This is a genomic window from Massilia pseudoviolaceinigra (genome assembly GCF_030846505.1).
Lineage (GTDB): Bacteria > Pseudomonadota > Gammaproteobacteria > Burkholderiales > Burkholderiaceae_D > Telluria_A > Telluria_A violaceinigra.
Genome location: NZ_JAVCWL010000003.1, coordinates 20,250 through 39,513, shown reverse-complemented (window position 1 = coordinate 39,513; position 19,264 = coordinate 20,250). Strand labels below are relative to the sequence as shown.

At 64.9% G+C, this 19,264-nt stretch carries 18 protein-coding genes; 6 read left to right on the top strand and 12 right to left on the bottom strand.

The window, feature by feature from the left end; genetic code table 11:
- Nucleotides 1-140 precede the first annotated feature (140 nt).
- From RBA40_RS03770 to RBA40_RS03750, 5 genes are all read right to left on the bottom strand, one after another.
- Nucleotides 141-689, bottom strand: coding sequence for a hypothetical protein (locus RBA40_RS03770; RefSeq protein ID WP_306646095.1), 549 nt, complete (start codon nucleotides 687-689; stop codon nucleotides 141-143).
- Between the two features lie 81 nt (nucleotides 690-770).
- A complete protein-coding gene (gene ylqF / locus RBA40_RS03765; protein WP_374710450.1) occupies nucleotides 771-1,691 on the bottom strand; it encodes a ribosome biogenesis GTPase YlqF in 921 nt (306 codons plus the stop codon).
- 93 nt (nucleotides 1,692-1,784) lie between these two features.
- Nucleotides 1,785-2,966, bottom strand: coding sequence for a choice-of-anchor X domain-containing protein (locus RBA40_RS03760; protein ID WP_306646092.1), 1,182 nt, complete (start codon nucleotides 2,964-2,966; stop codon nucleotides 1,785-1,787).
- 28 nt (nucleotides 2,967-2,994) lie between these two features.
- Nucleotides 2,995-3,882 carry a hypothetical protein gene (locus RBA40_RS03755; protein WP_306646090.1) on the bottom strand — a complete coding sequence of 296 codons (888 nt, stop codon included), beginning with the start codon at nucleotides 3,880-3,882 and terminating at the stop codon, nucleotides 2,995-2,997.
- Nucleotides 3,883-4,039: 157 nt separating this feature from the next.
- On the bottom strand, nucleotides 4,040-4,972 hold the full coding sequence (locus RBA40_RS03750; protein ID WP_306646089.1) for a histone deacetylase family protein: 933 nt from the start codon (nucleotides 4,970-4,972) through the stop codon (nucleotides 4,040-4,042).
- A gap of 175 nt (nucleotides 4,973-5,147) precedes the next feature.
- Between RBA40_RS03750 and RBA40_RS03745 the strand changes: the two genes are divergently transcribed.
- From RBA40_RS03745 to RBA40_RS03725, 5 genes are all read left to right on the top strand, one after another.
- A complete protein-coding gene (locus RBA40_RS03745) occupies nucleotides 5,148-6,068 on the top strand; it encodes an AAA family ATPase (protein WP_099881746.1) in 921 nt (306 codons plus the stop codon).
- A gap of 6 nt (nucleotides 6,069-6,074) precedes the next feature.
- The gene (locus RBA40_RS03740; protein WP_306646087.1) at nucleotides 6,075-7,082 is read left to right on the top strand and encodes a DUF58 domain-containing protein; all 1,008 of its coding nucleotides are present in this window, start codon (nucleotides 6,075-6,077) and stop codon (nucleotides 7,080-7,082) included.
- On the top strand, nucleotides 7,079-9,109 hold the full coding sequence (locus tag RBA40_RS03735) for a transglutaminase TgpA family protein (RefSeq protein WP_306646085.1): 2,031 nt from the start codon (nucleotides 7,079-7,081) through the stop codon (nucleotides 9,107-9,109). Before RBA40_RS03740 ends, RBA40_RS03735 begins: the two co-directional genes overlap by 4 nt.
- A complete protein-coding gene (gene mltB / locus RBA40_RS03730) occupies nucleotides 9,109-10,290 on the top strand; it encodes a lytic murein transglycosylase B (protein ID WP_306646084.1) in 1,182 nt (393 codons plus the stop codon). Before RBA40_RS03735 ends, mltB begins: the two co-directional genes overlap by 1 nt.
- A 469-nt stretch (nucleotides 10,291-10,759) precedes the next feature.
- Nucleotides 10,760-11,086, top strand: coding sequence for a hypothetical protein (locus RBA40_RS03725; RefSeq protein WP_054266941.1), 327 nt, complete (start codon nucleotides 10,760-10,762; stop codon nucleotides 11,084-11,086).
- A gap of 218 nt (nucleotides 11,087-11,304) precedes the next feature.
- Here RBA40_RS03725 and cysM read toward each other — a convergent pair whose 3' ends face one another.
- A complete protein-coding gene (cysM, locus tag RBA40_RS03720; protein WP_306646083.1) occupies nucleotides 11,305-12,207 on the bottom strand; it encodes a cysteine synthase CysM in 903 nt (300 codons plus the stop codon).
- A gap of 129 nt (nucleotides 12,208-12,336) precedes the next feature.
- Between cysM and RBA40_RS03715 the strand changes: the two genes are divergently transcribed.
- The gene (locus tag RBA40_RS03715; protein WP_306646081.1) at nucleotides 12,337-14,076 is read left to right on the top strand and encodes an FAD-dependent oxidoreductase; all 1,740 of its coding nucleotides are present in this window, start codon (nucleotides 12,337-12,339) and stop codon (nucleotides 14,074-14,076) included.
- 80 nt (nucleotides 14,077-14,156) lie between these two features.
- Here the strand turns inward: RBA40_RS03715 and RBA40_RS03710 are convergent, their stop codons facing one another.
- From RBA40_RS03710 to RBA40_RS03685, 6 genes are all read right to left on the bottom strand, one after another.
- A complete protein-coding gene (locus RBA40_RS03710; RefSeq protein ID WP_306646079.1) occupies nucleotides 14,157-15,539 on the bottom strand; it encodes a M20/M25/M40 family metallo-hydrolase in 1,383 nt (460 codons plus the stop codon).
- Between the two features lie 167 nt (nucleotides 15,540-15,706).
- The gene (locus RBA40_RS03705; RefSeq protein WP_099881758.1) at nucleotides 15,707-16,063 is read right to left on the bottom strand and encodes a ComEA family DNA-binding protein; all 357 of its coding nucleotides are present in this window, start codon (nucleotides 16,061-16,063) and stop codon (nucleotides 15,707-15,709) included.
- A gap of 152 nt (nucleotides 16,064-16,215) precedes the next feature.
- Nucleotides 16,216-17,199, bottom strand: coding sequence for a D-glycero-beta-D-manno-heptose-7-phosphate kinase (rfaE1, locus tag RBA40_RS03700; protein ID WP_306646078.1), 984 nt, complete (start codon nucleotides 17,197-17,199; stop codon nucleotides 16,216-16,218).
- A 15-nt stretch (nucleotides 17,200-17,214) separates the two neighbouring features.
- A complete protein-coding gene (gene lapB / locus RBA40_RS03695) occupies nucleotides 17,215-18,390 on the bottom strand; it encodes a lipopolysaccharide assembly protein LapB (RefSeq protein WP_306646076.1) in 1,176 nt (391 codons plus the stop codon).
- A 30-nt stretch (nucleotides 18,391-18,420) separates the two neighbouring features.
- Nucleotides 18,421-18,726: a LapA family protein gene (locus RBA40_RS03690; protein WP_099881765.1), complete on the bottom strand. Its 306-nt coding sequence runs from the start codon at nucleotides 18,724-18,726 to the stop codon at nucleotides 18,421-18,423.
- A 224-nt stretch (nucleotides 18,727-18,950) separates the two neighbouring features.
- Nucleotides 18,951-19,256, bottom strand: coding sequence for an integration host factor subunit beta (locus tag RBA40_RS03685; protein ID WP_008446215.1), 306 nt, complete (start codon nucleotides 19,254-19,256; stop codon nucleotides 18,951-18,953).
- Nucleotides 19,257-19,264 lie beyond the last annotated feature (8 nt).

Sequence of the window (19,264 nt, the reverse complement as noted above, 5' to 3'; positions counted from 1 at the left end):
CAGGCAAGCGACGACATCATCAACCGAGGACCCGGATGTGGGAACATCCGCTCAGTCAACCATCGGCCGCTGTGAAATCGTTTGCACGACCCATCCATTAGGCTTCATAGTTAAACAAAAGTCAATGCATTGCTGCCGCGTCAAGCGTCGCGGGACGCTTCGAAACGCTCGTAGAGATCCTCAAGAATGGCGTCCTGATCCAGCTTGGGGCCGGACATCGGCCGGATGCCCGGCGTCATGAAGCTGAACATTTTATGTTTCCCGACCATGCTGATGTTGCCGCCCACCGTGGTGAGGCAGAAAGCCCGCCGAAAACTGCGCCCAGCCTGTTTAACGGCCACGTCCGGCTTTACGTAAAAGACGATATTGAGAAAACTGCCGAAAATGGCGGGGAGTGGGTTGATGAACGTGATTTTTTCCATGTCCGAAAACGCCACGAACAAGCCATCGGCAAAGCTGACGCCCTCGTCGCTCACCGTCATCGTGGCGTGTCTGCCATTCATGGCAAATTGAAGAACGCCTATCACCGCCACCCACCCACCCAGCAACAGCCCCGCGATGGCAAAACCGGTCTTGCCTTCCCTGATTGCAGCCACGGTAAGCCACAGGACGACCGCACTGGCCGGAAAACACGCCCAGGCAAATCGTTTGCCTTCGGTATAGGTGATCGGGGGACGCGATGCGGTCATGGAGTGCTCCAGTCGGATGAACAAATGGCGCCGGTCGCGCGCCAGCGTGGCGCGACCGGACCGGATACCGCTGCGTGAGGGTCAGGTACCGCGCTTGCCGCGCGCAGAATTAGCCGCTTTTTCGGCGGCAAGCGCTGCCGCCTTGGCGGCTTTGGCGGCCATCTCGGCCTCGTGCTGGGCCAGGCGCACGGCGCGCGTTTCCGGCGTTTCGAGACTGATGCGCCCCAAAGCGCCGGTGCGGTAATCCTGCAGGAAGATGTGCGAAGCCTTCTCGAAATCGAGGTCACCACCCTTCTGGCGGTAACCGCGCCGCGCCGCCACGCCTTCGACCACGGCGATGCCGTCCATGCCCTCGGTCTTGAAACCGTAGCGCGCGGTGAGCAGCGCCGGATAGCGCGCCAGCAGTTCGTCGGCCAGGAACACCGCTACTTCATCTTCGATCAGCGCATTCGAGCCGATGGCGTGGCTGGCGGCCAGCATCAGGCCATCGCTGGCGAGCGCGATTTTCGGCCACAGCATGCCGGGAGTGTCCACCAAAATGATGTTCTTGCCGAGGTAAAGCTTCTGCTGCATCTTGGTGACTGCCGGCTCGTCGCCCACCTTCGCCACTTTTTTCTTGAGCAGCGCGTTCATCAGGGTCGATTTGCCGACGTTGGGAATTCCCATGATCATGATGCGCAGCGGCTTGGTCGGCACGCCGCGGTGCGGCGCCAGCGACTGGCACAGGTCCGGGATTTTGGCGACGTCGCCCGGCTTCTTGGTCGTCATCGCGTAGGCGGTCACGCCTTCCTGCGCGTTGTAGTAGGCGCTCCAGGCGGCGGTGGCGGCCGGATCGGCCAGGTCGACCTTGTTGAGGATCTTCAGGCAGGGGCGCTGGCGGAACAGGCGCAGTTCCTCGACCATCGGGTTGCAGCTCGCCTCGGGCAGGCGCGCATCGAGCACCTCGATCACCAGATCGGTGTTCTCCATCTGTTCGGCCGCCTTCTTGCGGGCGGCGTTCATGTGGCCCGGGTACCATTGTATCGACATGCTGTGCTTTCGAAAATTCTCGTTTAAGGCGCTATTTTACCGGGGCGCGCCCCGCGCGCCGCAAATTCAGCGAATGCAGGCGCTGGCCGGTGCCGGCGCGCCCGGGTCGGCCTCGGCCAGCGCGCCACGCGCCAGCGCCACATCCTTGCCGAATTCCTCCAGGTGGCGCGTACGCGTTTCGCTTTGCCATTCTGCGTCCGAGAAGTCCTTGAGCGCATGCGGCTTGCCGGTGAAGGCGCGCCCTTCCATGCGCGGCATCATGAGCCGGTCCGGGTCGGTGTTTTCGCGCAGCAGATAGCCGTCCACGTCGCGCAAGGTCAATGGCAGCGCCGGCGCCTGGTCGCGCAGCAGCTTGCCGAACACGGTGAGCTTCACTTCCGTCTGGCCAGCGCCCAGCATGTCGTTGAAGGTGGCCAGCGCGAACGGCTTGCCGGCGGCGTCGTCGACCCGCCCGCTGACCACGTAGCGCCCGGCCTTGCGCACGTCGGCCTTGAGGTAATACACCAGCGAGCCGTCTTCGATCGCTTCGCGGATCTGGCCGGTCCAGGTGGCCGGCACCTCGGGGCTGTAGACGATATCGAACAGCACCACGCCAGCGCGCCCGTTCACGCTGAAGCGCACTTCGGTGCGGATGGTGCCGTGGAAGGCGGCCAGCCCGGTCTGGGCCGGCGCCAGGATGGCGCCAAAGGCGCCGTCGCCGGCCACCGCGTCGGCCATCTGGCCGTCGTCGGCAAACGCCAGCGGCAGCTGGGTGGTCGGGCGCGCGCCCTTGAAGGTGATGCCCTGGGCGAGCGCGCGCGTGATCACCAGCGGCTGCACCGCGCCACGGCTGTCGAGCGCGCGCAGCGACAAGGCAACCGTTTCGCCGGCCACCATGAACACGCGCGATTGCGACGTCTGGATCTGCACCGACGGATCGGCGCGGCCGCCCTCGCTGCGCATGGCGTGCGTTTCGGTGACCGGCTGGTTCGGATAGACCTGGTCGGGCTGTTCCGACATGGGGCGCGAGAGATCGGGATAGCGGGTCGCCGCGCGGTAGTCGCACAAGGTCTTGTCGGCCAGCGCCAGCTGTTCGCGCAGCTGCTGCAGCTGCGCGCCGCGCCCGGACACCGGCGGCAGGAGCGCACCTTGCGGCCTTGGCGCGACAAAGGTGGCGGCGGTGCGGTCCGGGGCAGGCGGCGCGGCGCTGGCGGCGGCGCCCGCGGGTGCGCCGGAGCGCCACGCCAGCAGTGCGAGCGTGGCAGCCACTGCAACAGCGGCAGCCACCCACCCGGGTTTAAAACGCACTGCCGGCGACGGCGGCGCGCATCACGCCAACCACGCCCTGCCAGTTGTTGGAGTTGTAGTGGTCGTAGGCCTCGTTATCGTCCCTGAACACCACCGAGTGGTTGTTCCACTTGGCGCTGCCGCCTTCGTTGGGGCCGCTGCCGAGGGTCAGGTCGTTGCAGAACCAGTTGCCGGGATTGCACAGATTGCTGCCGCCGCTGCCGGCCGCGGCGCCGCTGCTGTGGTATGCCACCACTTCGTCGTCCTGACCGGGCAGGATGAAGGAGTAGGCCGTGCCCTTGGCCCCGGCGTACATGTAGAACCACACGTTGTAGGTCGTATTGTGGTTGTACATGGCGCGCGCGGTGGTGGTCTTGAGGTCCTTGACCAGCGGTTCGGAAGTGGTCCAGGAGCCCGCGTCGGACAGTTCCGAGCCGCCGGCGGCGCCCGCCGCGGAGCGTACCCATTTGATGTTCCAGCCGGTCTGGCTGCTGCCGTCGGTATTGCCGCACTGGCCGCCGCTATTGGGCACGGCGTTCTTTTTGAGGCGGCTCGATCCGCCGTAATTGGCCAGCGCGTAGCCCATCATCAGGTCGCCGGCGCTGTGGGTGGCGACGTAGCACCAGTTGGTGCCGGTGCAGTAGCAGTCGAGCGCATCGCGCACGTTGCCGTTCTGGGCGGCGATGCTGTTGTAGCCGTCCCAGTTGGCCGATTTTTTGTTAACCCCGGCGTCGGCCGTGGCCGGTCCCCAGTAGGTGAAGCTGTTGTGGTTGCCGATCACGCCGCCGCCACCGCGCCCGTTGACCCACAGGGTGTAATTGGCCGCGCTGGCGATGCTGGTGATGGCGGTGAGGGAAACCAGGCAAACCGAAATGAAGACACGCATGACATGATTCATTGACTGCTCCTTGTAGGTACGGCGGCGGAAACAGAGAACGACCGGACTCGGCCACCGACGAATCTACAGAGGGCTTATATGCATGTCAACATGGCGTGGTCAAAAAATAAAGTTTGTCGGTGAATGGAGACAAGGCGGGTGACGGGCTCCGGAAGCCTTACTCCAGATCAGCCAATACCTTGACGTGCGCTACCACGCTGCGGCCCAGGGCCGACAGGTTGTAGCCGCCTTCGAGGCAGCTGACGATGCGTCCGCGCGCGTACAGGCGCGCCACCGTCATGATCTGGCGCGTGATCCAGGCGTAATCGGCTTCCACCAGGCCCATGCCGCCCACATCGTCTTCGCGGTGGGCGTCGAAGCCGGCCGAAATGAAAATCATGTCGGGCTTGAAGTCGTGCAGCGCCGGCAGCCAGTGTTCGGTGATCAGCTGGCGCACCACGTCGCCGCCACTGCGCGCCGGTACCGGAATATTCACGCTGGTGGCGCTGCGCGGTTCCGGTTCGGTGTACGGATAAAACGGATGCTGGTAAAAACTGGCCATCAGCACGCGCGGATCGTCGCGAAACGAGGCGGCGGTACCATTGCCATGATGGACGTCGAAGTCGATGATCGCCACCCGTTCCAGGCCGTGCGAATCGAGCGCGTGGCGCGCCGCGATGGCCACGTTGTTAAACAGGCAGAAGCCCATCGGCTCGGTCGGCAGCGCGTGGTGGCCGGGCGGGCGCACCGCGCAGAAGGCGTTGTCGATGCTGCCGGCAATGACGGCATCGGTGGCGGCCAGCGCGGCGCCGGCGGCGCGCAGCGCGGCCTGGTAGCTGAAGGCGCACAGGGAGGTGTCGCCATCGAGCGGGTAAATATCGCCTTCGGCCGTGGGCGTATTGTCGCGCACCAGGGCGATCGCTTCCGGCGTGTGATTGCGGCCGATGGCCGGAATTTCGGCCAGCGGCGCATCGCGCCGTTCGAGCAGGCCGTCGATGCGGGCCAAAATCAACTGGTCTTCGATCGCCTGCAGGCGCGCCGGGGACTCCGGGTGCCATTCGCCCATGTCGTGGCGGCGGCAGTCGGGGTGGCTGTAGATTGCTGTGCTCATGTGCGTCATTTCAAAAACGGTGTCATCAATGTTGCACCGGAAATGCCGTTCTCGCATAGAATCCTGAGAACGGGTCGTGATGACGGAATAGTCGGTGCCGATGGCGCTAATCTACCATGCCGTGCCCCTCGCGGGTGCGCGCGACCACCCACAGCACACTGTAAAGATAACCACCATGTTCAAAAAGATGCACGCCGTCGCCCGCCAGGTCAGCCAGATTGTGGTCGGCAAGGACCTGCAAGTGCGCCAGGCGCTCACCTGCCTGCTGGCCAACGGCCACCTGCTGATCGAAGACGTGCCAGGCGTCGGCAAGACCACCCTGGCCCACGCGCTGGCCATTTCGCTGGGGCTGAAATTCAACCGCGTGCAGTTCACCAGCGACCTGCTGCCGGCCGACGTGGCTGGCATCTCGGTGTACGAACGCGAAAAGAATGGCTTCGTGTTCCATCCGGGCCCGATCTTCACGCAAGTGCTGCTGGCCGATGAAATCAACCGCGCCACGCCGAAAACGCAATCGGGCCTGCTGGAGGCGATGGAAGAGCGCCAGGTGACCGCCGACGGCGTCACGCGCGCCCTGCCCTCGCCGTTTTTTGTCATCGCGACGCAAAATCCGCTGCACCAGGTGGGCACCTTCGCCCTGCCCGAATCGCAGCTGGACCGCTTCTTGATGTGCCTTTCGCTGGGCTACCCGGACGCCGCCGCCGAACGCGCGCTGCTGATGGGCGACGACCGCCGCAGCATGCTCAAGACGCTGCCGGCGGCCATGCAGCCGGCCGAACTGACGGTGGCGCAGAAAGCGCTGCGCGAAATCCACGCTTCGGCTTCGCTGATCGACTACGTGCAGGCGCTGGCGCAAGCGTCGCGCCAGAACGGCATGTTCGCCGAGGGCCTGTCGCCACGCGCCTCGATCGCGCTGCTGCAGGCCGCGCGCGCCTGGGCCGCCATGGAAGGGCGCGACCACGTGGTGCCGGAAGATATCCAGGCGGTGCTGGTGCCGGTCTGCGCGCACCGCCTGCGTCCCCTGAAGTCGGCGCACGGGGTGGCGCTGGCCAGCCGCGACCTGGTCCTGCAGCTGCAGAAATCCGTGCCGGTGTAAGGCAGCATGGCTGCCTCCCCGAACCGCTTCATTCCCGCCGCGGTACGCGCCAAGGCCGACACCTGGCTATTCCAGAAGCGCGGCGTCGACCCCGGCGAAACCTTGCTGACCCAGCGCCGCGTGTTCATCCTGCCTTCCGGCGCGGGCATGGGATTTGCCGCGCTGATCCTGATCCTGCTGATCGGCTCGATCAACTATTCGCTCGGACTCGGTTTCGCGCTGACCTTCACCATGGGCACCTGCGCCATGGTCGACATTTACATGACCTATAAAAACATGGCGCACCTGCACCTGCGCCCGGGCCGCGCGCAGCCGGTGTTCGCAGGCGAAGTGGCGCAGTTCGAACTGCACCTGGTCAACCGCACCAAACTGGACCGCTACGCGCTGTGGGTCGACTTCATGGAGGCTGGCGAAGCGCGCCACGTGGTCGATGTGGCGGCCGGCGCGACCAGCGCCGTGGTGCTGTCGGCGCCGAGTACGGAACGCGGCTGGCTGGCGGCGCCGCGCATCCGCCTGTCCACGCGTTTTCCGCTTGGCCTGTTGCGCGCGTGGAGCTACTGGCAGCCGGATTTGAACGCGCTGGTGTATCCCTTCCCCGAAGAAAACGGGCCGCCGCTGCCGATTTCGGGCGTCGAGAGCGCCGACGGCCATGGCCACGCGGGCCACGACGACTTTGCCGGCATCCGCAGCTACCAGCCGGGCGACCCGATGCGCCACATGGCCTGGCGCCAGATCGCGCGGCTCGACCCGGCCGACGGCGGCCAATTGGTGACCAAGCATTTCGAGGGCGGCGCGGTCGACGAGCTGGTGCTCGACTTTAACGCCCTGCCGTCCATCATGAACCTGGAACTGCGCCTGTCGCGCATGACGCGCTGGGTGCTCGACGCCGAACAGCGCGCCCTGCCCTACGCCTTTCGCATCGGCGCCACCGACTTCGAGGCGTCCATCGGCGAAGCGCACCAGGCGGCCTGCCTGCGCGCGCTGGCGCTGCACGGCCTGAAGGAGGCGCCATGAGCGGCGCCGCCGGCACCAAGGCGCGCGCGCCACGCGCCAGCCTGGCGCGCCTGGCCGCGCAACTGCCGCGCGACAAGGCCGACACCCTGCTGCTGCTGGGCGCGGCCCTGATGGTGCTCGCGCCCCACGCCGGCCACCTGCCGCTGTGGGTATCGAGCCTGTGCGCCCTGACCCTGCTGTGGCGTACCGTGGCCACCGTGCGCGGCACGCGCATGCCGTCGGCCTTCCTGCTGCTGCCGCTGTCGATGGCGGCCATGGCGGGCGTGTTCATGAGCTACCGCACCCTGTTCGGACGCGATGCCGGGGTGGCCATGCTGGTGCTGCTGGTCGCTTTCAAGATGCTCGAAATGCACGCCAAGCGCGACCTGTTCGTGGTGGTCTTCCTGTCGTTCTTCCTGGTGCTGACCAATTTCTTTTACTCGCAGAGCATCCTGACGGCGCTGATGATGGTCGCCTCGATCATCGCGCTGCTGACCGCGCAGCTCTCGTTCCAGTTCACCGGCAGCGTGCCGCCGCTGGGCCGGCGCCTGTGGATGGGCGCGCGCGTGTTCCTGCTGGCCGCGCCGCTGGCGCTGGTGCTGTTCTTCCTTTTCCCGCGCATCCAGGGGCCGCTGTGGGGCATGCCGAGCGACGCCCAGGGCGGGCGCACCGGCCTGTCGAACAGCATGGCGCCGGGGAATATGTCGAACCTGGCGCAGTCGGACGAGCCGGTGTTCCAGGTGCGCTTTCTCGACCCGGTGCCGCCCAAGCCGCAGCTGTACTGGCGCGGCCTGGTGATGGGCGACTTCGACGGGCGCACCTGGACCCAGCTGCGCCGGCGCCGCCTGCCCGATCAGGTGTCCGTGTCCGTGCGCGGGGAGCCCATCCGCTACGAACTGACGCTGGAGCCGTCGTCCAATAGCTGGCTGTTCGCGCTGGACATCCCGGACCGCCTGCCCAAGCTGAGCGGCATGTCGGTCGGCGTATCGAGCGAACTGGAAATGGGGGCCACGCTGCCGCTTAGCAAACGCGTACGGTACGCGCTGTCCTCCCACGTCGATTACAACCTCGGCGGTGGCGACCAGCTGAACGAACGCGCACGCTGGCTGGCTCTGCCGCAAGGCTTCAATCCGAGGACGCTCGAAACCGGCGCGCAAATTGCGCAGATGAGCGCCGACCCGGCCGCGCGCGCCAACGCGGTGCTCGGGATGTTCACCAAACTGCCGTTCTCGTACACGCTGCAGCCGCCGCTGCTGGGACGCGACTCGGTCGACGAATTCCTGTTCAAGACGCGCGCCGGGTTTTGCGAGCACTTCGCCAGCGCCTTCGTGGTGCTGATGCGCGCGGCCGACGTGCCGGCGCGCGTGGTGATCGGCTACCAGGGCGGCGAACTCAACCCCATCGACGGCTTCCTGATGGTGCGCCAGTCGGAAGCGCACGCCTGGGCGGAAATCTGGATCGCCGGGCGCGGCTGGCTGCGGGTCGACCCGACCGCCGCGGTGGCGCCGGAACGGGTGCAGCGCGGCCTGTCGAGCGCGCTGGCGCAGAATACCCCGGCATTCGCCGGCCTGGGCGGCCTGCTCGATTTCGGCGGCGAACGCAATGCGCTGCTCGAACAGTTGCGGTTTCGCATAGGGGCGATCAACAATGGCTGGAACCAGTGGGTGCTGAACTACACGCCGGATCGCCAGAGCGGCTTCCTGGACAGCCTCAAGCTGAGTCTGATGCATTGGCGCAACCTCGCCATCCTGGCCGCGATCGGCGCCGCGTGGCTGCTGTGGCGCGCGATACGCCAGCGGCGCGAGACAGACCCGGTCGATGCGCTATACTCGGCCCTGTGTCGACGGATGAGCCAGCTTGGAATGGCGCGCGCCGCCGACGAGGGCCCGAACGCGTACGCCGCCCGGCTCGCGCAAGGCACGCTGGCGCAGGACAAGCTGGCAGCCGTCGAGCGCTTCCTGACGCTCTACAGCGCCCACAAATACAGTGCCCGGCCACCCGCTTCCGGGCTGGCTTCCACCCTGAAAAGTTTGCTGAACAACATTTAATGAAACTGATATCTCTCTTGCTGGCGCTGGCTGTGTCGGCAAGTCCCCTGAGCCAGGCTGCGCCTGCCAAGAAACCCGGCAAGAAAAGCGCGCACAGCCGCGTCAAGGCGGGAGCCAAGGCGCCAGCGCGCAAGATGGCGCCGCTGGTGGCCCTGCCCGTGGCGGCTGGCGCGGCTGCGGCGGCCCAGGCCGGCGACGCCATCGTGTTCAGCGAATCGGACGCGGTCAATGCCTTCGCCGACGAGCTGGCCCTGCGCCACGGTTTTCCGCGCGCCGAGCTGGGCGCGCTGATTGGCCAGATCCGTTATATCGATGCGGCGGTCCAGCTGGTCAAGCCGGCGCCCAAGGGCAAGCCCAAGAACTGGCAGAACTACAAGCGGGTGACGATCGAACCGATCCGCATCAGGGCGGGCGTCTCGTTCTGGAACCAGCACGCCGCCGTGCTGGCGCGCGCGCAGGCCGAATATGGCGTGCCGGCCGAGATTATCGTCGGCATCATCGGCGTGGAAACGATTTATGGCAGGGATACCGGGCGCTTCCGCGTGCTGGACGTGCTCACCACGCTCGCCTTTGCCTATCCCGAGGCGCCCAACCGGGCGGCGCGCATGGCGTTTTTCCGGGGCGAGCTGGAGAACGCGCTGCTGCTGGCGCGCAATGCGAACATCGAACCGCTGTCCATGCTCGGTTCCTTCGCCGGGGCCATCGGCATGCCGCAGTTCATGCCGGGCAGCGTGCTGGCGTACGGGGTCGACTACGACAACGACGGCAACATCGACTTGCGCAACTCGGCGGTGGATGCGATCGGCAGCGTGGCCAGTTTCCTGGTCCAGCACGGCTGGCAGGCAAAGCAGAGCGGCCCGATCGTGTATCCGGCGCGCGTTTCCGACGACCGCGTGTGGGAAAGCTTCCTCAACCAGGGCCTGGCGGCCAAATTCCGCGGCGACGAGTTGCGCGCCGGCGGCGTGAGCAGCAGCGCCGTGTTGCCCCCGAGCCAGCGTTACGGCCTGATCGACTTGCCCAACGGCGGCGATCCGACCGAGTACCGTATTGCCACCGATAATTTTTTCGCTATCACGCAATACAACCGCTCTTACTTTTACGCCATGTCGGTCATCGAACTGGGTCGCGCCATCCGCCTGAGCCGGTCGGGACAGTCCCTTGCATTCGGGGAAACTTTGTAAAAGAATCTAACGAACGGAGCGGTTTTTCGGCGCGCAAGGCCCGCGCCGGACACCTCATTCTGGTCAAGAGTATCCGCACGAATATTCATTCGTGCTCCATAGAAACCCCTCTTGCGTTAATATACTCAGAAACATGTTGCTAATAAGCCAGTTCTGTTTAGAATTGTGCGGCGAAGGCATGTAAATTGTCTTACACTTAAGTTTTCTTGGAAAACAATTAGTTTTTCAGTGATTTTGTGAGAGAATTGCAATGCGGCTATGTTGCGATCAGACAACACAACCGACATCATTTTGTAATCTGTTATTGCTTATCGGTATTAGATTACAAAACGTTGTACAATTGTGTATATTTTTTAAAAAGTGTTACCCAAGATAAATTCGCAAGCGCACTTCGACGGTGGTTGACCAGCAGCGAGAGCTCCGCGTGTTTGACTTAGCAGCACCACTCACAATAGGAATTATTGACATCATGACAAACCAAGTCGGCATTGATATGAACAGCGATTCGGACTCCGATGATCTGCTGCAATACAACCCAAATCGTTTATTGGACACGCTGATCGAAAATCTGCGTCTCAAGAACGATGCAGCCCTGTCGCGCGCGCTGGAAGTGGCGCCGCCAGTGATCTCGAAGATCCGTCACCACCGCCTGCCGGTCGGCGCCTCCCTGCTGATCCGCATGCACGAAGTAAGCGACCTGTCGATCCGCGACCTGCGCTACTTGATGGGCGACCGCCGCAACAAGTTCCGCATCAGCGACAAGCAGTTCAAGCCAAAAGAAGGCGATCCAGCGTAATAGCGGGATCGGTCGGGCCGCGCAGGTCGGGCCTCGCAGGTCGGGCCGCGCAGGTCGGGCGCGCCGAACAGGCGCAGCCGGATAAGCCCGTGCATTGCCCTGTGGGGGGCGGCGCACGGGAAGCACACAAAAACGCCTTCCACCATGAACGGGTCATCGACTCGTTCGCGGTGGAAGGCGTTTGTTTTTGTGCGGGGCGGCGCTCGCCCCGCTGAAAGTTATGCGGGGAACACGCCGGTCGACAGGTAACGGTCGCCGCGGTCGCACACGATGAACACGATGGTGGCGTTTTCCACCGTCTGCGAGATGCGCAGGGCGATCTCGCAGGCGCCGGCGGCCGAAATGCCGCAAAAAATGCCTTCTTCGGCCGCCATGCGGCGCGCCATCTGCTCGGCCGCGGCCTGGCTCACGTTCTCGACCTGGTCGACCCTGGCCTTGTCGAAGATTTTGGGCAGATAAGCTTCGGGCCACTTGCGGATGCCCGGAATCTGCGAGCCTTCTTCCGGCTGGGCGCCGATGATCTGCACCGCCGGGTTCTGCTCCTTGAGGTACTGCGACACGCCCATGATGGTGCCGGTGGTGCCCATGGCGCTGACAAAGTGGGTGACGCCGCCGTTGGTATCGCGCCAGATCTCGGGACCGGTCGATTCGTAGTGGGCGCGCGGATTATCCAGGTTGCCGAACTGGTCGAGGATGATGCCCTTGCCGTCGCGCTGCAACTGATCGGCCATGTCGCGCGCGTATTCCATGCCGCCCGTCTTGGGCGTGAGGATGATCTGGGCGCCGTAGGCGGCCATGCTCTGGCGCCGTTCGATCGACAGGTATTCGGGCATGAGCAGCAGCATCTTGTAGCCGCGGATGGCCGCCGCCATCGCCAGCGCGATGCCGGTGTTGCCGCTGGTCGCTTCGATCAGCGTGTCGCCCGGCTTGATCTGGCCGCGTTCTTCGGCGCGGCGCAGCATCGACATGGCGGCGCGGTCCTTGACCGAACCGGCCGGATTATCGCCTTCCATCTTGCCGAGGATGATGTTGTTGCGGGCTTCCGCATCGGCGCCCGGCAGGCGCACCAGGCGCACCAGCGGGGTGTTGCCGATCGTATCTTCGATGGTCATGTAGGGCATGGGCTACTCTTTGCAGTTCGACAAAACACCATTCTAATCCACGACGCTCTTGTGCGTTTGAGACAGGGTCGCTTGCGGCCAGCCAGCTGCTAGACTGACGGCTATTCCCCTCACCAGAGCCGACTTCCCATGAGCACCCTGCCCGCCCCTGACTTTATTCCCGACAACAGCATCAACGAGCGCTTCGAGAGTTCGATGAGCAAATATGAATCGCGCCGCGACCAGATGTTTCCTGTGCTGACAGCGGCCGAAATCGCGCGCCTGCGCCGCTTCGGCAGCGAGGGCCGCTGGCACGACGGCGAAGCCATTTTCGTCGCCGGCGGCGACAATCCGGGCATGATGATCGTGCTGGCGGGCGAAGTGCGCATCAGCCAGCGCGACGGCATGGGCAACAGCCACCAGATCGTCGACCACGGCCCCGGCCACTTCACGGCCGACGTCGGGCAATTGTCGGGCAGCCCGGCACTGGTGAGCGCGCACGCGGTCGGCACGGTCGACGCGCTGATCGTCACGCCCGACGCGCTGCGCGCGCTGGTGGTGGCCGAAGCCGAGCTGGGCGAACGCATCATGCGCGCCCTGATTTTGCGGCGCGTGGGCCTGATCGAAGCGGGCACAAGCGCGCCGGTGCTGGTCGGCCCGCCCGGCGGCGCCGACCTGTTCCGCCTGCAGACTTTTTTGACCAGCAACGGCCACCCGCACATGGTGCTCGATCCGGCCACCAGCCCGAACGCCGAGGCGCTGATCCGCATGTACCAGCCCGGCCCGCACGAACTGCCGCTGGTGGTGTGCCCGGACGGCGTGGTCAAGAAAAATCCCAGCCTGACGGAGCTGGGTCGCTGCCTCGGCATGCTGCCCGAGCTGGACCCGGACAAGGTGTTTGACGTACTGGTGGTGGGGGCCGGGCCGTCCGGCCTGGCGACGGCGGTGTACGCGGCCTCGGAAGGCTTGTCGGTGCTGGTGGTGGAAAACCGCGCGTTCGGCGGCCAGGCCGGCGCCAGTGCACGCATCGAAAACTACCTCGGCTTCCCGACCGGGATTTCGGGCCGCGCGCTGGCCGGACGGGCCTTCGTGCAATCGCAAAAATTTGGTGCGCAGGTGGCCATTCCGGCCGCGGCCGACAAGCTGCTGTGCGACCAGTATCCGCTGCGTTTGTCGCTGGCCGGCGGCGGCCAGGTGCAGGCGCGTGCGGTGGTGCTGGCGTGCGGGGCGCGCTACCGCAAGCCGGACCTGGCCGACCTGGCAACGTACGAAGGCTGTGGCGTGTATTACTGGGCCTCGCCGCTCGAAGGCCGGCAGTGCCAGGGCGAAGACGTGGTGCTGGTCGGCGGCGGCAATTCGGCCGGGCAGGCGGCCGTGTTCTTGTCGGGGCATGCGAAGACGGTGCACATGCTGATCCGCGGGGCGGGGCTGGCGGCAAGCATGTCGAGCTACCTGATCGAGCGGATTGCGGCGACGCCGAATATCGTGCTGCACACGCATACCAGACTGACCAGGTTGGAAGGCGATGGGCAGCGGCTGACGGGCGTGCGCTGGCAGCATCGCGAGGAGGCCGAAGAAAGCCACGCGGTGCGCAGCGTGTTCCTGTTCGTGGGGGCCGATCCGAATTCGGGCTGGCTGGAGGACTGCGGCGTGCAGGTCGACCAGCACGGGTTCGTGATGACGGGAACCGATGTGATGATGGCGCGCTGCAGGGTGACGGGGCAGATGCTCAATACCGATGGGACGCTGCACGGGCATCTGGAAACCACGGTGCCGGGGGTGTTTGCGATTGGCGATGTGCGCGCGGGGTCGACCAAGCGGGTAGCCGCGGCCGTGGGAGAAGGCGCGGCGGTGGTGGCGCAGTTGCATGCGTATTTGGCGGTGAAGTAGACGCTGTAGTTACCGCTACCCTGAAAACCGTCGTTCCCGCGAAGGCGGGAACGACGGCTCTGGGGCGAGGTCAACGCGTTTTACCGCAGCGGCGTCGGATACGTCGCCACGCTCACATTCCCATCCTTGTCTACCGCCTGCACGCCGAAGAAGTAGTTATCCTTCGACAGCTTGACCGTCGCCTCGGTCACATTCCCCACATACAAAGCGCCCTGCCACTGCGCGGCGGTGGTCTCGCGCCAGACGATGCGGTAGCCTGCCAGATCGGGCTCGCCGTTGGCCTGCCACACCAGCGAGGAATCGTTCTCCAGCTTCGCGGTGCGCATCTGCACCTTCTGCGGCGCGCCCGGGGCCAGCGACAGCGTCGCCAGCGCCGCCGCGTTCACCCGCGTCACGCGCGCGATGTAGTTGTAGTCGTTGAACTCGGGCAGATCGCCATACTGCAGCGCGCCTTCCTTGCGCACGTTCTGGTGCTGGTGCGTGAAGTCTTCGTTCGGCTCCGTGAAGCGCAGCGCCGGATAGCCGCGCTCCAGGAACGGCATATGGTCGCCGCCGCGCAGATAACGGTCGCGCCGCTGGATCACGTTCACCGTAAAACCTGGCACGTAGCGCTCCCCCACTTCCTTCACATGGCGCGCCAGCTGGCGCGAGGTCGAATCGTTTTCGCCGCCGGTCGCCAGCAGGGCGCGGCTCGTTTCGCTGTTCTCCTTGGTCGCCGGGACCGATTCGGCGAACAGGCGCACCTGCTTGTCGTCCACGCGGCCGTCGTCGGCGCGCGAGCTGCCGATGATATCGTTGGTGAACATGCCCTGCAGGTTCAGGTTCTTCAGCCTTGCCTGTTCGGCCCAATGCGCGGCGCCCAGCAAGCCCTGCTCCTCCGCCGCCACCGCCATGAAGATGATGGTCGCGTCGAACTTGTGGCGCGCCATGACGCAGGCCATTTCCATCACAGCCGCGGTACCGGAAGCGTCGTCGTTGGCGCCGGGCGAGTCGCCCGTGGCATCCATGATGTCGGTATTGCGCGAGTCGTAATGGCCACTGACGACGTAGATGCGCTCTTTCGACGCCGCCTGCGTGCCGGGCAGGGTCGCCACGATATTGACGATTTCGGTCGGGCGCGAAATGCGCGCCGATACCGGCGTGATGTGGCTGTCGAAGCTCACCTGCAGGCGTCCGCCGGCAGCCGCACCGCAGCGTTCCAGTTCGGCCTTGATCCAGCGCCGCGCGGCGCCGATGCCGACCGTGTCGGAGACGGTGTCGGACATGGTGTGGCGCGTCTTGAAGCCCACCAGCTTGCGCACGTGCGCTTCGATACGCTGCGGCGAAATGTCGCCGACGATCTTGTCGATCTGCGGCTGGCGGCGCGCAAGGTCGGGGCTCGCGGGGGCTTGCGCGGCGCAGGCGCCGGCAGCGGCGGCGATCAGGGTGGCCAGCAGGGGTTTGGTGAACGGGACAGATGCCATGAGGGGTCCTTTGCGACGGGCGACGGGTGAATGGGCGCCGTTATCTTCTCACGACCCGGCGCGCGCAAGTGCGTCCATACAGTGAAAAAACTTTGCCCGTGGCGCGCGTGCGCCCATGAAAAAACCCCGCGGCGTAACGGCGGGGTTTTTGGCAAAGCACGCAACGCTTACATCTTGGCCGGAGCCGCCGCCGGTTTGGCGGCTGGGGCCGGTTTGCCCGCAGCAGCAGGCGCCTTGGCGGCGCCGGCCCCGTCAAACGGCTTGCCCGCTACCTGCAGCCCCGCCTGCGACAGCTTGGCGGCGCGCTTGTCGCCCACGCCCTTGACGCGCTTGGAAAAGTCGGCCCAGTCCTTGAACTCGCCGCCCTTGGTGCGCTCCTCCAGGATCAGCTTGGAGGTGGAGGGCCCGACGCCCTTCACACTGTCGAGTGCGGCTGCGTCCGCCTTGTTCACGTCGACCTGGGCAAACGCCATGCTCATCGCGGCCACCAGCGCTGCAACTGCAAGCATCAATTTACGGATCATGTTGTGTCTCCATCAGATTGTAGGAACGCGGTTGCGCCCCCAACAAGCTAACGGACGATGCAGCACAATGTTGACCGCTCCGATTGAGCGTTATCAGAACAGCAAAATGCCAATCGTGTAGGCAGACTCGGCGCTAGATGACATGCGGAAGATTACAGGCCGAACAGTTCCTCGCGCGTCACGGTCGCAGTGCCGAGCTTGCCTACGACGATGCCGCCGGCGCGGTTGGCCGTCATGATGGCATCGGCCATCGGCATGCCGGCGCCCAGCATCGAGGCCATGGTCGCAATGACCGTATCGCCGGCGCCGGAGACATCGAACACTTCGCGCGCGTCCGCGTGCATGTGCAGCACTTCGCTGGCGGTGTACAGACTCATGCCCTCTTCCGAGCGCGTGAGCAGCAGCGCGTCCAGGCGCAGTTCGGCGCGCAGGGCCTGGGCCTTGGCGGTGAGCTGGTCTTCGGACGACCAGCTGCCGACGATGCGGCGGAACTCCGATTTGTTCGGCGTGAGTACGGTGGCGCCGGCGTAGCGAGAAAAATCGTCGCCCTTGGGGTCGACCATGACGACCTTGCCGGCCGCGCGGCCCGCCTCGATCATGTGCGCCACGTTCACCAGGCTGCCCTTGTTATAGTCGGACAGGATCACCACATCGTAATCGGGCAGCAGCGCGTTGAACTGGGTGAGCTTGTCGCGCAGGACGGTGTCGGTGGGCGCATCCTCGAAATCGATGCGCAGCAGTTGCTGCTGGCGGCCGATGACGCGCAGCTTGATGATGGTGGAAATGGCCGGGTCGCGCTGCAGGTAGCTGTCGATGCGCGACTCGGCCAGCAACTGCGCCACCTGCTCGCCCGCTTCGTCGGCACCGACCACGCCCAAAAGGCCGCAGCGAGCGCCGAGAGCGGCCGCATTGCGCGCCACGTTGGCGGCGCCGCCAAGGCGCTCTTCGCGCTTTTCGATGCGCACGATCGGCACCGGCGCTTCCGGCGAAATGCGGCTGACATCGCCGAACCAGTAGCGGTCCAGCATCACGTCGCCGACGACCAGGATGCGCACCGCGGCCAGGTCGGGCGCGGCGATGAAGGGATGGCTGTCGGCGCTGAGCAGGCGCGCGGGAGTGGCGGTGAGATTGGTCATCGTGATCGAATACGTTTAGTTCATGACATTGAGTTCTTCGGTGCGGCGCGGCGGGTAGGTCTCCCAGCGGCTGCATCCCGGACACTGCCAGTAAAATTGGCGCGCCTTGAAGCCGCAGTGGCTGCACTGGTAGCGCGCCAGCTTCTGGGTGTAGCCGCGCACCAGGTTCTTCACCATCGACAGCTCTTCCCAGACATCGGCCGGCGCGTCCATCAGGCGCGCTTCGAGCAGCTTGTCGAGGCCGAGCAGGGTTGGGTTGCGGCGCAGTTCCTCGATCATCAGCTGCTTGGCCGCGTCCACGCCATCGAGTTCGATGACGGCCTTGAACACCACTTCGATCAGGTCGATCGAGGATGCTTCGGCCAGGTAGGAGCGCAGCAGGTTCACGCCTTCCTGCGGGCGGCCGACCTTGCGGTAGCCGTCCATCAGGCGCTGCGCGACCAGGGCCACGTGCGGCACGCTTTGCTGCTCGACGCGGCGCCAGGTGACCAGCGCGCCTTCGGCGTCGCCCTTGACCAGCTGGGCGTCGCCGGTCAGCAGGGTCGCGCGCACGTTCTTGCGGTCCGCGTGCACGGCTTTGTCGAGCAGCGCGAGGGCGTCGTCGGTGTGCATGTGGACCAGCGCATCCTGAGCCAATTCGCAGTAGAACTGGGCGATTTCCTTCTGGCGCGCGCCGGCGCCGGACTCCTGCAGGCCGAGCGCCGCTTCGATCGCGCGTGGCCACTCCTTTTCACGCTGGTAGATTTCGAGCAGGGCGCGGCGCGCCTGGGCGCCGTAGGAGGTTTCGAGCAGCAGGTTGAAGGTTTCCTCGGCGCGGTCGAGCAGGCCGGCCTTGAGATAATCCATGCCCAGTTCGTACTGGCCGTGGGCTTTCTCGTCGGCCGGCAGATCGGGGCGCGAGAGCAGGTTCTGGTGGACGCGGATGGCGCGCTCGATCTCGCCGCGGCGGCGGAACAGGTTGCCGAGAGCGAAGTGCATCTCGACCGTTTCCGGATCGAGCTTGACGATATCGATGAAGGCATCGATGGCCTTGTCGGGCTGCTCGTTGAGCAGGAAATTCAAGCCGCGGAAATACCCGCGCGGCAAGGTGCGCGATTCGGAGAGCAGTTGCTTGATGTCGACGCGCGCGGCGATCCATCCCAGGGCGAAAAACAATGGGATGCCAAGCAACATCCAGATTTCAAATTCCATGCGGTTCTTTTTGTTGGTTTTTCAGATGGGTTACTGCTGGGTGTTGACGCTGTCCGGCTGCGGCTGGGACACGTTGGTCCGCGCCACGGTTTGCAGGGCGACGATGGTGTTCTTGTGTTTCGACGTTTCGCGGCGGTGGCGGAACACGGTGGGCGTGACGGCCAGGATGCCGAGGGCGGCGCCGGCCACGAAAAAGCCCAGCAGCATCAGCACCAGGGGGCCGCGCAGTTCGTAATTGAGGAAGAAGTGCAGGTCGACTTCCTGCGTATTCTTCAGCGCGAAGCCGAAAAACAGGATAAACAGAATAAATCCAACGATGGTGGATACAAATTTCATCAGCCAGGTCCAGTCTGAAAAGGTCGCAAGTGTCGCATATTACACCAAAATGACGACCTTCCGGCCGTCGCCCCCGCGCCACGAGGACCCCCGGCGCGGCCAATTTTGCGCCGCGGCCACGAGCGGCTCGACTAACTTGGATTCCCGCCTGCGCGGGAATGACGGCATTTAAGGCGAAAAAAAACGGCATCCAAGGATGCCGTTCTTCTGTGTCGACAAACGACTCAGTCTTCAATAATCGGCTGCCCGACCATCGCATCTACCCGTTCGCGCAATTGCTTGCCCGGCTTGAAGTGCGGTACCCGTTTTTCGGGAACCATCACCTTGTCGCCGGACTTGGGATTGCGTCCGATGCGCGGTGGCCGGCTGTTCAGGGCAAAACTGCCGAAACCACGGATCTCGATACGCTGACCCGTCGCCAGGGCGTTGGTCATGGCATCGAGAATGGTCTTGACAGCGTACTCCGCATCCTTGGCCACCAGCTGAGAATAGCGCTCAGCCAGGCGGTTAATCAACTCGGACTTCGTCATCTGTCGAT

What these genes read in the sequence shown, in the direction of transcription:
- RBA40_RS03770 (WP_306646095.1), bottom strand. Translation starts at nt 689, where the DNA reads ATGACCGCATCGCGTCCCCCGATCACCTATACCGAAGGCAAACGATTT.
- ylqF (WP_374710450.1), bottom strand. Translation starts at nt 1,691, where the DNA reads ATGAACGCCGCCCGCAAGAAGGCGGCCGAACAGATGGAGAACACCGAT.
- RBA40_RS03755 (WP_306646090.1), bottom strand. Translation starts at nt 3,882, where the DNA reads ATGAATCATGTCATGCGTGTCTTCATTTCGGTTTGCCTGGTTTCCCTC.
- RBA40_RS03750 (WP_306646089.1), bottom strand. Translation starts at nt 4,972, where the DNA reads ATGAGCACAGCAATCTACAGCCACCCCGACTGCCGCCGCCACGACATG.
- RBA40_RS03745 (WP_099881746.1), top strand. Translation starts at nt 5,148, where the DNA reads ATGTTCAAAAAGATGCACGCCGTCGCCCGCCAGGTCAGCCAGATTGTG.
- RBA40_RS03740 (WP_306646087.1), top strand. Translation starts at nt 6,075, where the DNA reads ATGGCTGCCTCCCCGAACCGCTTCATTCCCGCCGCGGTACGCGCCAAG.
- RBA40_RS03735 (WP_306646085.1), top strand. Translation starts at nt 7,079, where the DNA reads ATGAGCGGCGCCGCCGGCACCAAGGCGCGCGCGCCACGCGCCAGCCTG.
- mltB (WP_306646084.1), top strand. Translation starts at nt 9,109, where the DNA reads ATGAAACTGATATCTCTCTTGCTGGCGCTGGCTGTGTCGGCAAGTCCC.
- RBA40_RS03725 (WP_054266941.1), top strand. Translation starts at nt 10,760, where the DNA reads ATGACAAACCAAGTCGGCATTGATATGAACAGCGATTCGGACTCCGAT.
- cysM (WP_306646083.1), bottom strand. Translation starts at nt 12,207, where the DNA reads ATGCCCTACATGACCATCGAAGATACGATCGGCAACACCCCGCTGGTG.
- RBA40_RS03715 (WP_306646081.1), top strand. Translation starts at nt 12,337, where the DNA reads ATGAGCACCCTGCCCGCCCCTGACTTTATTCCCGACAACAGCATCAAC.
- RBA40_RS03710 (WP_306646079.1), bottom strand. Translation starts at nt 15,539, where the DNA reads ATGGCATCTGTCCCGTTCACCAAACCCCTGCTGGCCACCCTGATCGCC.
- RBA40_RS03705 (WP_099881758.1), bottom strand. Translation starts at nt 16,063, where the DNA reads ATGATCCGTAAATTGATGCTTGCAGTTGCAGCGCTGGTGGCCGCGATG.
- rfaE1 (WP_306646078.1), bottom strand. Translation starts at nt 17,199, where the DNA reads ATGACCAATCTCACCGCCACTCCCGCGCGCCTGCTCAGCGCCGACAGC.
- lapB (WP_306646076.1), bottom strand. Translation starts at nt 18,390, where the DNA reads ATGGAATTTGAAATCTGGATGTTGCTTGGCATCCCATTGTTTTTCGCC.
- RBA40_RS03690 (WP_099881765.1), bottom strand. Translation starts at nt 18,726, where the DNA reads ATGAAATTTGTATCCACCATCGTTGGATTTATTCTGTTTATCCTGTTT.
- RBA40_RS03685 (WP_008446215.1), bottom strand. Translation starts at nt 19,256, where the DNA reads ATGACGAAGTCCGAGTTGATTAACCGCCTGGCTGAGCGCTATTCTCAG.